The sequence below is a fragment of the Kitasatospora sp. UYEF31 genome, from assembly GCF_057291755.1.
In genome coordinates this window covers 42,779-56,246 of the sequence record NZ_JBXAWK010000009.1, presented here as the reverse complement: position 1 = coordinate 56,246, position 13,468 = coordinate 42,779, and the positions used below count along the sequence as shown (strand labels likewise).

Genomic DNA, 13,468 nt, shown 5'->3' with positions numbered 1-13,468 from the left:
GGAAGTGGAATCAGTCCACCCGAAGCGGCTGTCCCCGCGGGCGCACCGTAGGTGCCTGCGGGACGCCCGTGAAAGCTGGAGTCCCCCAGGGCCGCGCCGATCGCGCAAAGTGGGTGGAGTTCCCTCGCCTCACGTGACAAGTGCGAACAATGCCCTAACTGCTAGCAAACCATTCTGGAACCCCTTCAACCGTACGGATCGGCCCATTACAGTTATCGGACGCGGCTCCACCGCGCACGGGACCGCACCGCACCGCCGTCCACGGCTCGACCGCGCACGGCTCCACCCCGCACCGCACCGCCGTCCACGGCTCCACCGCGCACGGCTCCACCCCGCACCGCACCGCCGTCCACCGCCCCGCCGTCGACACGGGAGCCCGGCCATGTACATCGCACGCGTGGAGTTACGCAACATCCGAGGGTTCCACGGTGCGCGTAGCGCCCGCCTGGACTTGGCCCGCCCCGACGGGACGTACGCCGGCTGGACTGTGATCGCCGGGCGCAACGGCGCCGGGAAGACATCCCTGCTCCGCGCGATAGCCCTCGCAGTCAGCGGCCCGGCCGTCGCCCGCAGCCTGGTCCCGGACTTCGCAGACTGGATCTCCGGCGGCCAGGGGAGCGGCGCCGTCGACGTACAGCTGACCTTCGAACCTGAAGTCGAGGGCTTCGGTATCGGGCGACCACCCAAGAACCCAGTGTTCCGCGCCGGGCTCGAATGGACCGCGCCCACCGTCCAGCCCGTGTCCGGCCGTCGCGAAGCACAGCCCGCCCTGACCGAACTCGTCCTGCGCAGCGGCGCGACCCTGCCCCGGCGCGGCCCCTGGCAGGACAATCCGTACGGCTGGTTCTGCGCCGCGTACGGCCCCTTCCGGCGACTGGTCGGCGGAGCCGGTGACGCACAGCGCCTCATGCTGAGCCGCGGGCCCGTAGCCCGGATGGCCAGCCTGTTCCACGAGGACGCCTCCCTTGCCGAAGGCGTCGGCTGGCTGATCGAACAACACCTCCGTACGCTCGAACGCCGTCCCGGCGCCAAGGAGTTGAAGAACGCCGCGCTCGCGGTGCTCGGCGACGGACTGCTTCCCGACGGCTACCGGATCGTCGACGTCGACTCCGACGGACTGTGGGTCGCCGAAGGGCAACTGCGGTTCCCGCTCAGGGAGATGAGCGACGGCTACCGTACGGTCGTCGCGCTCGTCGTCGACCTCCTGAAGCAGATCCACCAGGCGTTCGGCACCATCCCCACCCAGACGCGGGACGGCCGGCTCAGCATCACCGCCCCCGGCGTCGTGATCATCGACGAGGTCGACGCGCACCTCCACGTCACCTGGCAGAAGCGCATCGGCGGCTGGCTCAAGGCGCACTTCCCGCGCATCCAGTTCCTCGTCACCACCCACAGCCCCTACATCTGTCAGGCGGCCGACCCCAACGGGCTCATCCGCCTGCCGGGGCCCGACGAGCAGGTGCCGCCCGGCGTCGTCGACAAGGACCTGTACGAACGCGTCGTCTTCGGCAGTGGCGACGACGCCGTCCTGTCCGACCTGTTCGGCCTGGAGACGCCGTACTCCGAGAACGCCGAAGTGCTCCGCCGCGAACTCGTCCGGATCGAGGCCGCCATCGTCACGGGGACGGCGGGTGAGAACCAGATCGAGCGGTACGGCGAGCTGAAGGACCTGCTCACCAGCTCACCCACCGCCCGCAGCCGCGAAGTCGCCGCCAGACTGGCCTGGAGCGGGGAGGACAAACTGCCGTGATCCGGATCCTGCGGCACACCCTCGACGAGGATCTCGCCGGGCGGCTGACCCGGCTCGGTGAGGAGATCGCCCTCGAACCACCCGGGCAGCAGTACGTCAAAGCACAGTCCGCGTGGCGGCGCGGCACGGTGCGCCGCGACGTCCACCACCCGCTGCGCGGCGTCCTCGCCTCGATGGCCCCGGGCCGTGAGTACTGCATGTACTGCGGTGACAACCAGGGCACCGACATCGACCACTTCGAACCCGTCGCGCGCAACCCGCTGCGCACCTTCGACTGGCTGAACCACCTGCTCGCCTGCTCGGTGTGCAACAGCCATCACAAGCGTGACGTCTTCCCCGTCGCCGACGACGGGGCCCCGCTCCTCGTAGACCCGAGCGCGGAGGACCCCTTCGAACACCTGATGCTGACCCTGACCCTGGGCCAGTACATCCCGCTGACCCGTAAAGGCGAAGTGACGATCGACGTCTGCCGACTCAACCGGCCGATGCTCACCCGGGGCCGCCAGGCGGCCTACGAAGTGGTGATCATGAGCCTGTACGCCTGGCACCGCGCGCAGGGCGACGGCTCGGCCACGTCCATGCGCAAAGCGGTCGTGACCGTACGGGAACAACCGTTCGCCGAGGTCTGTCAGTCCATGCTCCGGCAGGCGGTCGGCCCCGGCGCGTCCATCGTGTTCGGCGACGGCACGCAGACCCTGGAGCTCCTGCGCGAACCGGCCCTGCGCACGGCCCTCCTGGACGACTGACCGCGCGGACCTGGGGCGCCCGGTGATAGGGGACACTGGTACGTACACTTCCGGCACCCTACGGGCGAACACATGATCAAGGAAACGGCAGCAGGCAATGACAGTGAGTGACGAAATCCAGGTCGCGGACGCGCCGGACGCCCCGAACGTGCCGGACGCCCCGAACGTGCCGGACGCGTCGAATCCCCGGACCAGCTGGCCCGAAGGCATCGACCCGGCCCGCATGGAGATCTGTCTGAGCGTGCTCGCCGAGCTGGACCAAATCGACGTCGACCACCCCGACGCGATCGCCGTACGCCGCGCCACCGCGGCCGTCTACCGCGAGGTCAAGCAGCGCCGCCGCCAGGACCGCCGCGCCGCGAAGACCGCCAACGACCGCGCCGTGACGCACGCCACCGCCACCGGATCACCGGACCGCATCGACGACGAGACCCAGGGCATCCACCTCAAGGCCACGGTGGAAGCCGAGATCGTCGGCATACTCGAACGCCCCCGGTCCTGCTACATCTGCAAGACCCGCTACGTCGAGGTCGACGCGTTCTACCACCAGCTGTGCCCCCCGTGCGCCAAGGAGAACCGGTCGCGCCGCGACGCCCGTACGGACCTCACCGGTCGCCGCGCGCTGCTCACCGGCGGCCGGGCGAAGATCGGGATGTACATCGCGCTGCGCCTGCTGCGCGACGGCGCGCACACGACGATCACCACCCGGTTCCCGAACGACGCCGTCCGCCGCTTCGCCGCGATGCCGGACAGCGGCGACTGGCTGCACCGCCTGAAGATCGTCGGGATCGACCTGCGCGACCCCGCGCAGGTCATCGGCCTGGCCGACTCGGTCGCGGCGGCCGGCCCGCTGGACATCCTGATCAACAACGCCGCGCAGACCGTGCGCCGCACCCCGCAGGCGTACGCCGCGATCCTCTCCGCCGAGTCCGAGCCCCTGCCCCCGGAGCTCACCGGCGACCGGATGCCCCGGCTTGAAGTCCTCGGCCGCTTCGGCAGCGGCAGCCCCACGGCGCTGCCCGGCCAGAAGATCCCGGGCCACGACATCCTCACCGCGAACGCGATCACCGCACTCGCGCTGACGAGTGGCTCGGCCAGCCCGGCGCGCATCGAGGCCGGCACCGCCATCGACGCAGGCGGCCTGGTCCCCGACCTGGACTCGACCAACAGCTGGATCCAGACCGTCGAGGAGGTCGACCCCCTCGAACTCCTCGAAGTGCAACTGTGCAATGTCACCGCGCCGTTCGTGCTGGTCAGCCGACTGCGCGCGGCCATGGCCGCTTCTGGGCACCGCCGCAAGTACGTCGTCAACGTCTCGGCGATGGAGGGCCAGTTCAGCCGCGGCTACAAGGGCGCGGGACACCCCCACACCAACATGGCCAAGGCCGCCCTGAACATGCTGACGCGCACCAGCTCGAAGGAGATGCTGGAGACCGACGGCATCCTCATGACCGCCGTCGACACCGGCTGGATCACCGACGAGCGCCCGCACCCGGACAAGATGCGGCTCGCTGAGGAGGGCTTCCACGCGCCCCTCGACCTGGTCGACGGCGCGGCGCGGGTGTACGACCCGGTCGTACGCGGCGAACTGGGCGAGGACCTGCACGGCTGCTTCCTGAAGGACTACGCGCCCGCAGCCTGGTAACCGACCCGCTGGCAAAATCCCCCCGTGTATCCCGGAGTCCGTTTTCGAGCTCTGGAATACACGGGGATCTTGCGTTCCCCGCCCCTTCCCCGCCGTGGTGTTGAATGAGCGTCAGCTCCAATGCCACCCCGGGGGAGGGCTCCACGATGGGCACGGACCAGCACGGCCTCGACGTCTTCAACACGGGTACGGAAGCGCTGCGGCACCTCGACCAGGCGGTGGACGCGCTGTTGTACTTCCGCGAGGACGTGGCGCCGGAGGCCGCCGCGGCCCTCGCCGCGGCCCCCACGTCGCCGATGGCACAGGTGCTCAACGCCTACCTCGGACTGTTCGGCACGGAGGAGCGCGAGGCCGCCGCCGCGCGTGAGCGGTTCACCGCCTTCCGGACCGGCTCCGACGTCTCCGAACTCCCGTACCGTGAATTCCTGCACGTCAGCGCCGCCACGGCCTGGTTGGACGGTGACATCCACCAGGCCGGGAAACTCCTGGAGCACATCGACCCACGCGACGTGCTCGGGCTCTTCGCCGGCCACCAGATCGATTTCCTGACAGGCGATGCCGTACGGCTCCGCGACCGCATCGGCCGCGTCCTGACCTCGTGGAACGAGGACGAACCGCACTACGGACCACTGTTGGGCATGTACGCCTTCGGACTCGAAGAGGCCGGACACTACGACTGGGCGCAGCAGGTCGGCCTGGAGGCCGTCGAACGCAACCCCCGTGACGTCTGGGGGATCCACGCGGTCGTGCACACCTACGAGATGCAGGGTCGTTTCCGGGACGGCACGGCCTATCTGGACTCGCGTACGGGGGACTGGGCGGCGGGGAACTACCTCAACGTCCACAACTGGTGGCACTACGCCCTGTTCGCCATCGAGGCGGGCGACACCGCACGGGCCCTTGAGGTGTACGACTCCGCTGTCTACAACGCCGACTCGGCCGGGCTGGCGATGGAACTGCTCGACGCCTCCTCCCTGCTGTGGCGGCTGTACCTCGACGGCGACGACCAGCCCGAACGCTGGGCGGCGCTCGCGGACGCCTGGGCGGCCCGCAAAGACGGCGCGTACTACGCGTTCAACGACGTCCACGCCGTGATGGCCTACGTCGGCGCGGGGCGGATCGCCGGAGCCGAAGCACTGATCCGGGACCGCGAGGAGTGGCTGACCACAGCCCCGGGGACGGTCGGGAACGGAGCGATGACCGCAGATGTGGGACTCCAGGTCTGCCAGGCGCTAGTCGCCTTCGGGAGGGGCCGCTACTCCGCCGTGGTCGGCGGACTGTCCCCGCTCCGCTACGGTCTCAACACCTACGGCGGCAGCCACGCCCAGCGGGACGCCGTCCAGAGGACCCTCGTCGAGGCCGCGCTGCGAGGTGGCGCGCACGCGTCCGCCCGCGAGCTCCTCGGTGAGCGGCTGGGGCTGCGCCCCACCAGCCCGTACAACTGGCTCCAGCAGGCCCGCCTCGCCGACCAACTGGGCAAGACCGCCGAGGCCGCGACGGCCAGGCACCGGGCCGCGGGGCTGCGGTCCGCCGAACACCAAGCCGTCGAACCCCGAGCCGTCGAACTCTGAACTGTCGAACCCTCAGCCGACGGACTCCGGGCCGCCGCAGCCGGCACCCGTAGGCTCGGACCCATGACCGCGATCTTCAAACTGCTGCCCACCGCCGAGTGGCGGGCCGCCCTGGACACCGGTGTCTTCACCGGCTCCGGCGTGGACCTGACCGACGGGTACATCCACTTCTCCACCGCGGAACAGGTCGCCGAGACCGCCCGGCGGCACTTCGCCGGGCGGACCGGGCTCACCCTGCTGGCCGTGGACGCCGGAGTCCTCGGCGACGCACTGCGCTGGGAACCGTCCAGAGGTGGGGACCTCTTCCCGCACCTGTACGGAGACCTCCCAGCCGGCGCGGTCGGCAGTGCCGTGGACCTCCCGATCGACCAGCCGCTCGACGGCGACGGGACAGCGGCCGTGGTCGCCGGAGCGGCCGCCGCGACCTGACCGGTCAGGAGCGGTGGTTCCCTCTACACCTCCTCCTCCCGCAGCAGCCGCAGGAACGCCTTGATTCCCGAGATCACTTCGCGGTTGTCCGTCAGCTGGTCCACGGTCTCCCCGAAGCGGCGGCCCAGGGCGTCGAGGCGGCCGTCCAGGCGCTCGTCCCGATGCGTGGTGGCGGCGGCGAGTTCGTCAATCAGGCGTCGCAACTCCACGTCAGTGTGCGCGAGTTCGGCAGTCCTGACCTCCAGGGCTTCGACTTTGGTTTCGATGGCGGCGACCCGGTTCTTCAGCTCAAGGACGTCCTCGCGGGGGTACTTCACCTCGCGCAGCATGGCGGTCAGCCGCCGGTTCAGGTGCGCGAAGTACGCCTGGGCGGGCCGGAAGGCCGTGCTGATGAGGTAGAAGCCGGCGAAGTAGTAGCCGACCTCCTTCCCGGAGAAGAAGCTGATCACCGCGATCACGGCGGCGGACACGAGGTGCGCGCCGATCGCCGCCCACCGCAGGCGCTGGGCGATCCGTCGTGCTTCGGCCTCGCGGTCCTCGGGCACGCGCAGGCCGCGCTCACGGCTGGCGTGGATCTCGGTGATGAGCGTTCGGGCCTGGAAGAACAGGTTCCACGGCACGGTCAGCAGAACGATCTGCCAGAACAGGAACAACGCGCCCGCGCCGAGCGACAGCAGGTCGGCGAGCGATACGTCCGTGATGAAGTACAGCAGTGGAGCGACCACAAGCAGTGCGACGAATCCGAAAAATCCCAAGGCTTTGGCCACCGGAGTCCCCCTTGTCCGCCCGCCTGACAGGCGGGTCCCTGGCGCTGAACACTAGGGCTTGGTGCTGTCCGTGCTGTGCGTAGGCGAACTGATGCCCAATCAGCTCCCGTGCTTTTGTGCGGCGGCCCTTTCGCACTCCAGCCGGCGCAACTGCTTCCTGGCCTTCTTCCGGGCCGCCCGGACGGCTTTTGCCTCCTGGGATTCCTGGGAGTCCTGAGATCTCCGGGTCTCCAACTGTTCGCGGCGCAGCTGTTTGAGCCCGTCCCGCCGCTGCTCGTCCTCGGCCTCGCGCAGCGCGGTCACCGCCTGCCGGGCCGCCGGCAGCACCTCGGCCAGGAGTCCGTCCAGTTCTTCGACGGAGAACCGTGCGTGCGCCACGAGTTCTGCCGCCCGGCGGGACTCCGGGGTCCACATGCCGCGGGTCAGGCAGGCCGGCGGGCGCGGGTGGCAGGCGGCCAGCCCACAGGCCCAGGCCACCAGATCGTCGGCACTGGCCGGCTGACCGGTCAGGGCCCGCCGGATGATCCCGACGTCCTCCCGGGCCTGGGCGGCCCGCATCTTCGTCAGTGCGCGGGTGCGTGCCGCACGCTCCCCGGCCTGCTTCCGGATCCCGGCGGGGTCCGTGGGGATGAACTCCTTCAACGCGTCGACATCCCCGGCCCGGTAGTAGCGGACCTCGACGGACTTCCCGTAGTGCGTGATCCATCTGCGGTCCACGACCGGCAGCCCCGTCTCGTCGGCGGCCCGCCGGAACCGGCCCCAGGACACGTTCAGCCGGAGCGCCGCCGTGGTGGAGTTCAACGGCAGTTCGGGGGCGAGCGCGGCATTGAACGCCTCCTGGTCCGCGGCGAACGCCTGGACCTCCTCCGCGTCGAAGGACCTGGTGACCGGGTCGCGGCGCAACAACCCCGCTGTGACCGCGATTTCGACGTACCGCTGGGAAAGGCCCAGTGCGGCCTGGACCTTGCGCAAACCGAAGTTTTCCTGCTCCGGGGAGTCCATGGACTGCCCACCCCTTTCCGCCGGGCACGGACGGTTCCGCCGTGCTGAGGGAATCGAAATTAGCGGCGGAGGAGAGGCGCAGACGGCGGCGACGGCGGATCGGCGGTACATGGAGTGGCTGCGTACTCCCGATCCTGGAAAGGGAGCACGCAGCCACAGAAAAGCAATCAGCGCCCGGAGCGGTGGCGCAGCCAGAGTCCAGCGCCCGGCCAAGGCGCGAACCAAGGCACGAACCAAGGCGCGAACCAAGGCGCGATCAGAGTCCGGTGCCCGTTCACAGCCCGAACTCCCGCGCCGCGTTGTCGTGGCACACGCCCCGCAGCCAGTCGTCCCCCAGGTCGAGGCGGGCCAGCGCCTCCAGTGCGTGGAGGTACGGGTACGGGATGTTCGGGAAGTCCGACCCGAGCAGGATCCGGTCCCCGAGGTCGGCGAGGCGTGGCAGCTCGGCGCGCGGGAACGGTGCCCCGACCTCACTGAAGTCGGTGAACGCCATCGTGGTGTCCAGGAGAACCCCGGGGTACCGCGCGGCCAGGTCGAGGAAGTCCCCGTACTCGGGCATCCCCATGTGCGCCACGATCAGCCGCAGCCCCGGATGCCGGGCCAGCATCCGGCCGATGGGTTCGGGGCCGGTGTGTTTGCCGGGCGCGGGGCCCGACCCGCAGTGCGTGACCACCGGGATCCCGGCCTCGGCGAGCAGTCCCCAGACGGGGTCGAGCAGCGGGTTGTTCGGATCGTACGCGCCCACCTGGAGGTGAGATTTGAACACCCGCGCGCCGGATTCGATCGCCTCACGTACATAACCCCCGACACCCTCCTCGGGGAAGAACGTCGCCGTGTGCAGACAGTCGGGCGTCCGCGCGGCGAAGTCCGCCGACCAGGAGTTCAGCCACGCGGCCATGCCCGGCTTGTGCGGATACAGCATCGACGTGAACGCCCGTACGCCGAAACCGCGCAGCACGGCGATCCGCACCTCCTCCTCGGACCGGTAGGTGATCGGCCACGGCCGTCCGGTCAGCGGGCCGGCCGCGTCGAAGTACGCCCACACCTTGGCCAGCACCCGGTCCGGCATGAAGTGAGTGTGCACATCGATCAGGCCCGGCAGACCGAGCCCGCGCCAGAACCCGGTCACCTGCTCTTCCTCGGCGACTGTCGCCACATCGACCACCTCCGTACGGCCGATCCTTCCATGGAGGTCACAGCACCCCCCCGGCCGTCCGCGACTGCGCGTACGGACACGTGGTCGGACACCGTGCCGGACACCCCGTCGGATAGCAGGTCACCCACCCCAGTCATGTGACGGATGCCCGCACCCACCACCCCCTCGTAACGTCATACCCATCAGCCGGAACACGGCCTGACCAGCAAAAACAGAACCAAGGAGCCCACAATGACCACCAACTTCCGCCTCGCGGTCATCATCGCCAGCACCCGTGAAGGACGCTTCGGCCCCAACGTCGGCACCTGGATCGCCGGCCAGGCCGGACAGCGCGGCGACCTGGACGTCGACGTCGTCGACCTGGCCGGGGTCAAGCTCCCCGACACACTGACCGGCTACGGCGCGGAGAAGCCCGCAGCCGTCCGTGAACTCGCCCCGCGCCTCGCCCAGGCCGACGCGTTCGTCGTGGTGACGCCCGAGTACAACCACAGCTTCCCGGCACCGCTGAAGACCGCTGTCGACTGGTACCTCGAAGAGTGGAAGGCCAAGCCGGTCGGGTTCGTTTCGTACGGCGGCGTCTCCGGCGGCCTGCGGGCGGTCGAGCAACTGCGCCAGATCTTCGCCGAGGTCCACGCCATGACGGTGCGTGACTCGGTCAGCTTCCACAGCTTCTGGGACAAGTTCGACCAGGACGGCAAGCCGGTGAACGCCGAGGACTGCAACGGTGCAGCCAAGACGATGCTCGACCAGCTCACCTGGTGGGCCCACGCCCTGCGCGACGCCCGGACGGAGCGCCCGTACACCGCCTGACAACACGTCAGGCCACCGGAGAGCCGGCCGGGCGGTATCGACAAAGCATCAAGGAGTCGCAACATGACCGCGTCCCTGCAGGAGCAAGTCCAAGCCATATCCGATCGTACGGAGATCATCGCGCTGGCCGACCGGTTCTTCGTGTCGTTGGACGACCGCGGGAAGCCTTACGACGACGCCTGGACAGCGGCGTTCTTCACCGACGACATCCAGGTGGCCTTCCCCGTCGGCGAGTTCACCGGGGCGGCGGGCATGGCCGAGGTGAACAACAGGACGATGGCGGTCTTCGGCCGCACCCAGCACCTCGGATCCGGTCACCTTGTCGACATTGACGGTGACTCCGCCGCTGTCCGCTGGAACGCGATCCACACCCACGAGCACATCAAGGTGGAGAACGGCCTGTTCGTCTCCGGCGGCCACGACCTGGGAGACGTCGTACGGACGGCTTCCGGCTGGCGGTTCCGCAAGCTGGTGCTGAACGTCACCTGGGTCACCGGGACACCGCCCCGGCACGTGTGACACGACCGGCAGCCGACGGCCGGGGTCACCCGGCGGATCCATGCCGATCCGGCGTAACGGGAAGCCACCCCGTCCACAGGGTGGCGGAGTCACTAATGTGACTGGCATGCTGCACGGGCGCTCCACCGAAACTGCCGCGATAGACCGACTCCTCGACCAAGCGCGGGCCGGACGCAGCGGCGTACTGGTCCTGCGCGGTGAGGCCGGCATCGGAAAGTCGGCACTGCTCCACCACGCCGCCGCGGCGGCCGGGGACATGCGCATACTGCGCGGCACCGGCATCGAGTCGGAGAACGCCATGCCCTTCGCGGGGCTCCACATGCTCCTGGGCAAGAGCGCGGACCACATCGGCGCACTGCCCGAGCAGCAGGCCCAGGCGCTGCGCAGCGCCATGGGGATGTCGTCGGCGGCGGACGGGGACCGGTTCCTGGTGGGCCTGGCGGTCCTGACCCTGCTCGCGGACCTGGCCGAGGACCACCCCCTCCTCTGCCTGGTCGACGACGCCCACTGGCTCGACCACGGCTCCGCGCAAGCCCTGCTGTTCGCGGCCCGCCGGCTCGAAGCCGAAGGCGTTGTGCTCATCTTCGCCGTACGCGAACTGGACGCTCCCGAGTTCCCCACCCCCGGGCTCGACGAGCTGAGGCTGACCGGCCTGGACAGCGAGGACGCCGCCGACCTGATCGCCGGACGCACTGTCGAAGTCCCCGGCCACCTGCGGCAGCAGATCATCACGGCTGCCCAGGGCAACCCCCTCGCGCTCCTCGAACTGCCCGGCACCCGGCTCGACGGATCGCCGATGTCGTCGACGTACGACAGGGTTCAACGCGCCTTCGCAGAGCGCATCGGCGAACTTCCGGACCGTACGCGGACATTGCTGCTGACCGCCGCGGCCGAGGACACAGGCGACCCCGACGTAGTCCTCACAGCGGCCGGGACACTCGGCGCGGGCACCGCCGACCTGGACCCCGCCGAGGACCAGCGGATGCTCCAACTCGTCGAAGGGAAGCTGGAGTTCCGGCACCCGTTGATCCGCAGCGCGGCATACCGCGGCGCACCGCTGAGCCGACGCCTCGCCGTACACCGCGCGCTTTCGGAAGTCTTCGCAGAACGCGGCAACGTCACCCAGGCCGCCTGGCAGGCCGCCGCCGCCAGCACCGGGCCCGACGAGGCCGTCGCCGCCGCGCTCGAAAGCAGCGCGACGACCGCGTGCGTCCGGGAGAGCCACGCCGCTTCCGCAGCCCTCGAACGCGCCGCGGACCTCAGCCCCGCCCCGGCGGACCGGGGCCGCCGCCTGACCGCCGCCGCCCGCGCCGCCGCCGACGCAGGCGAGTCCGACCGGGCCGACGCACTCGCCGACCGGGCCGCCGCCGACGCGGCCGACCCCGTCGCCGTGGCCGAAGTCGTCCTGGTCCGCGCGGCCCTCGCCGACGAACAGGGCCGTCCCAAGGAAGCCCACCGACTGCTCGCCGAAACCGCCTTCACGGTGGCCGCCCAGGCCCCCGGGACAGCCGGACGCCTGCTCTTCCACTCAGCGGAATCAGCCGCGCACGCCGGTGACCTCGAAGCCCTCCACCGTACGGCCGAACGCTCCACCGAACTCGGACTCCCCGGCGCGGACCGCATCAGGGCGCTCGCCAGGATGTCCGACGCGCAGAACCAGGGCGACGCGGCCGACGGCAACGATGCCCTGCGCGAACTCCAGCAGACCTTCGCCGGATCGACGGACCCGCGGGAAATCCTCAAGATCGGCTGGTGGCACCTCTTCCTCGCGGACGTCGAAGCCGCGTACGACGTGACCACCGGACTCGACCGCCTCTGCCGCAAGCAGGGCGCGATCGGCGTACTCGCCCTCGTCCTCGTCCTCCGCTCCCGCACCCAGCAGATGCGCGGCGACCACCAGGACGCCCTGGCCAGCGCCACCGAAGGCCTGCGCATCGCCGCCGAGACCGGACAGCAGCGGGTCAGCACCTACCTGGAGACGATCCTCGCCCAGAACGCAGCCATGGAAGGCGACGAGGAACGCTGCGCCGCACTTGCCGCCGGGCCCATCGCCCGGGGTCTGGCGCCCGGCAACGTCCACGCCGCCAGCGCGCTGAGCCTGCTCGACCTGGGCCTCGGCCGCCCCGAGGCGGCCCTGTCCCGGCTCACCGAGATCATGGCCGGCGCCAACCGCCACGGCGCCCTCGCGGCCCTCCCCGACATCGTCGAAGCCGCCGTCCGCCTCGGGCGGACAGCGCAGGCAAGGGAGGCCGCCACCCTGTACGTGGACTGGGCCGCGCACGTCCGCCCGGCCTGGGCTCCGGCGATCGCCGCCCGCTGCCTGGCCCTGCTCGCCGGAGCCGACGGGAGTGTCGGCGGTGACGCCGAGGGGGTGCCGAAAGGCGGCCCCTCCGCCGAACAGCACTACGCACGCGCCGTCGGACTCCACCGGCAGGACGGCGGACGGCCCTTCGAACAAGCCCGTACGGAACTCCTGTACGGCGAATGGCTGCGCCGCGCCCGCCGCCGCAACGACGCCCGCGACCAGCTGCGGTCCGCGCTGGAATGCTTCGAACGCCTCCGCACCACCCCGTGGGCGGACCGGGCCCGTGCGGAACTGCGCGCGGCGGGGGAGAGCGTCACTGCCCCGGACGGGCAGTCCGACCTGCTGGCTTCACTGACCCCGCAGGAACTCCAGGTGGTCCGCCTCGCGGCGACAGGCCTGAGCAACCGGGAGGTCGGCGCGCAGCTGTTCCTCAGCCCACGGACGGTGGGCTACCACTTGTACAAGGCATACCCGAAGCTCGGCGTGACCTCCCGCGGGGAACTGGCCCGGCTGGCCGCGTGACCGGCGCGGCCGGTCGTGTTCCGAAACGACCGGCCTGACGTGATGGGCACGGCCGGTCGTGTTCCGAAACGACCGGCCTGACGTGATGGGCACGGCCGGTCGTGTTCCGAAACGACCGGCCTGACGTGACCGGCATCGACAGGTGTGGTCCGGGGCGACCGGCCTGACGTGACCGGCATCGACAGGTGTGGTCCGGGGCGACCGGCCTGACGTGACCGGCACTTCCCGGCGTGGTCTGAAATGACG

General features: G+C 70.3%; 11 protein-coding genes. 8 read left to right on the top strand and 3 right to left on the bottom strand.

Going from position 1 to position 13,468, the window contains the following annotated elements; translation table 11 throughout:
• Positions 1 to 382: 382 nt before the first annotated feature.
• The 5 genes from AC0Z36_RS06720 (at position 383) to AC0Z36_RS06700 (ending at position 6,141) form a co-directional block, all read left to right on the top strand.
• The gene (locus AC0Z36_RS06720) at positions 383 to 1,750 is read left to right on the top strand and encodes an AAA family ATPase (RefSeq protein ID WP_485461771.1); all 1,368 of its coding nucleotides are present in this window, start codon (positions 383 to 385) and stop codon (positions 1,748 to 1,750) included.
• Positions 1,747 to 2,496, top strand: coding sequence for an HNH endonuclease family protein (locus AC0Z36_RS06715; RefSeq protein ID WP_485461770.1), 750 nt, complete (start codon positions 1,747 to 1,749; stop codon positions 2,494 to 2,496). The genes AC0Z36_RS06720 and AC0Z36_RS06715 overlap by 4 nt, the downstream gene beginning before the upstream one ends.
• Before the next feature lie 223 nt (positions 2,497 to 2,719).
• Entirely contained in the window at positions 2,720 to 4,141 is a 1,422-nt protein-coding gene (locus tag AC0Z36_RS06710; protein ID WP_485461839.1) for an SDR family NAD(P)-dependent oxidoreductase, read from the top strand.
• Positions 4,142 to 4,245: 104 nt separating this feature from the next.
• Complete coding sequence (locus AC0Z36_RS06705; RefSeq protein WP_485461769.1) at positions 4,246 to 5,712, top strand: tetratricopeptide repeat protein; 1,467 nt, start codon at positions 4,246 to 4,248, stop codon at positions 5,710 to 5,712.
• A gap of 63 nt (positions 5,713 to 5,775) precedes the next feature.
• Entirely contained in the window at positions 5,776 to 6,141 is a 366-nt protein-coding gene (locus AC0Z36_RS06700) for a DUF952 domain-containing protein (RefSeq protein ID WP_485461768.1), read from the top strand.
• A gap of 23 nt (positions 6,142 to 6,164) precedes the next feature.
• On the opposite strand, the gene AC0Z36_RS06695 is transcribed toward AC0Z36_RS06700, so the two are convergent.
• The 3 genes from AC0Z36_RS06695 to AC0Z36_RS06685 form a co-directional block, all read right to left on the bottom strand.
• The gene (locus tag AC0Z36_RS06695; protein ID WP_485461767.1) at positions 6,165 to 6,908 is read right to left on the bottom strand and encodes a hypothetical protein; all 744 of its coding nucleotides are present in this window, start codon (positions 6,906 to 6,908) and stop codon (positions 6,165 to 6,167) included.
• A gap of 99 nt (positions 6,909 to 7,007) precedes the next feature.
• Entirely contained in the window at positions 7,008 to 7,910 is a 903-nt protein-coding gene (locus AC0Z36_RS06690; RefSeq protein WP_485461766.1) for a hypothetical protein, read from the bottom strand.
• Between the two features lie 274 nt (positions 7,911 to 8,184).
• On the bottom strand, positions 8,185 to 9,066 hold the full coding sequence (locus tag AC0Z36_RS06685) for an amidohydrolase family protein (protein ID WP_485461765.1): 882 nt from the start codon (positions 9,064 to 9,066) through the stop codon (positions 8,185 to 8,187).
• Between the two features lie 231 nt (positions 9,067 to 9,297).
• Here AC0Z36_RS06685 and AC0Z36_RS06680 point away from each other — a divergent pair, with 231 nt between their 5' ends.
• The 3 genes from AC0Z36_RS06680 to AC0Z36_RS06670 all read left to right on the top strand — a co-directional run bounded on the left by AC0Z36_RS06680 (position 9,298) and on the right by AC0Z36_RS06670 (position 13,222).
• Positions 9,298 to 9,876: an NADPH-dependent FMN reductase gene (locus tag AC0Z36_RS06680; RefSeq protein WP_485461764.1), complete on the top strand. Its 579-nt coding sequence runs from the start codon at positions 9,298 to 9,300 to the stop codon at positions 9,874 to 9,876.
• 63 nt (positions 9,877 to 9,939) lie between these two features.
• A complete protein-coding gene (locus AC0Z36_RS06675; protein ID WP_485461763.1) occupies positions 9,940 to 10,395 on the top strand; it encodes a nuclear transport factor 2 family protein in 456 nt (151 codons plus the stop codon).
• Positions 10,396 to 10,501: 106 nt separating this feature from the next.
• On the top strand, positions 10,502 to 13,222 hold the full coding sequence (locus AC0Z36_RS06670; protein WP_485461762.1) for an AAA family ATPase: 2,721 nt from the start codon (positions 10,502 to 10,504) through the stop codon (positions 13,220 to 13,222).
• Positions 13,223 to 13,468: the final 246 nt, after the last annotated feature.

Coding starts and splice junctions, on each gene's coding strand:
- AC0Z36_RS06705 (WP_485461769.1), top strand. CDS start 4,246: ATGAGCGTCAGCTCCAATGCCACCCCGGGGGAGGGCTCCACGATGGGC.
- AC0Z36_RS06710 (WP_485461839.1), top strand. CDS start 2,720: ATGGAGATCTGTCTGAGCGTGCTCGCCGAGCTGGACCAAATCGACGTC.
- AC0Z36_RS06670 (WP_485461762.1), top strand. CDS start 10,502: ATGCTGCACGGGCGCTCCACCGAAACTGCCGCGATAGACCGACTCCTC.
- AC0Z36_RS06720 (WP_485461771.1), top strand. CDS start 383: ATGTACATCGCACGCGTGGAGTTACGCAACATCCGAGGGTTCCACGGT.
- AC0Z36_RS06690 (WP_485461766.1), bottom strand. CDS start 7,910: ATGGACTCCCCGGAGCAGGAAAACTTCGGTTTGCGCAAGGTCCAGGCC.
- AC0Z36_RS06675 (WP_485461763.1), top strand. CDS start 9,940: ATGACCGCGTCCCTGCAGGAGCAAGTCCAAGCCATATCCGATCGTACG.
- AC0Z36_RS06700 (WP_485461768.1), top strand. CDS start 5,776: ATGACCGCGATCTTCAAACTGCTGCCCACCGCCGAGTGGCGGGCCGCC.
- AC0Z36_RS06680 (WP_485461764.1), top strand. CDS start 9,298: ATGACCACCAACTTCCGCCTCGCGGTCATCATCGCCAGCACCCGTGAA.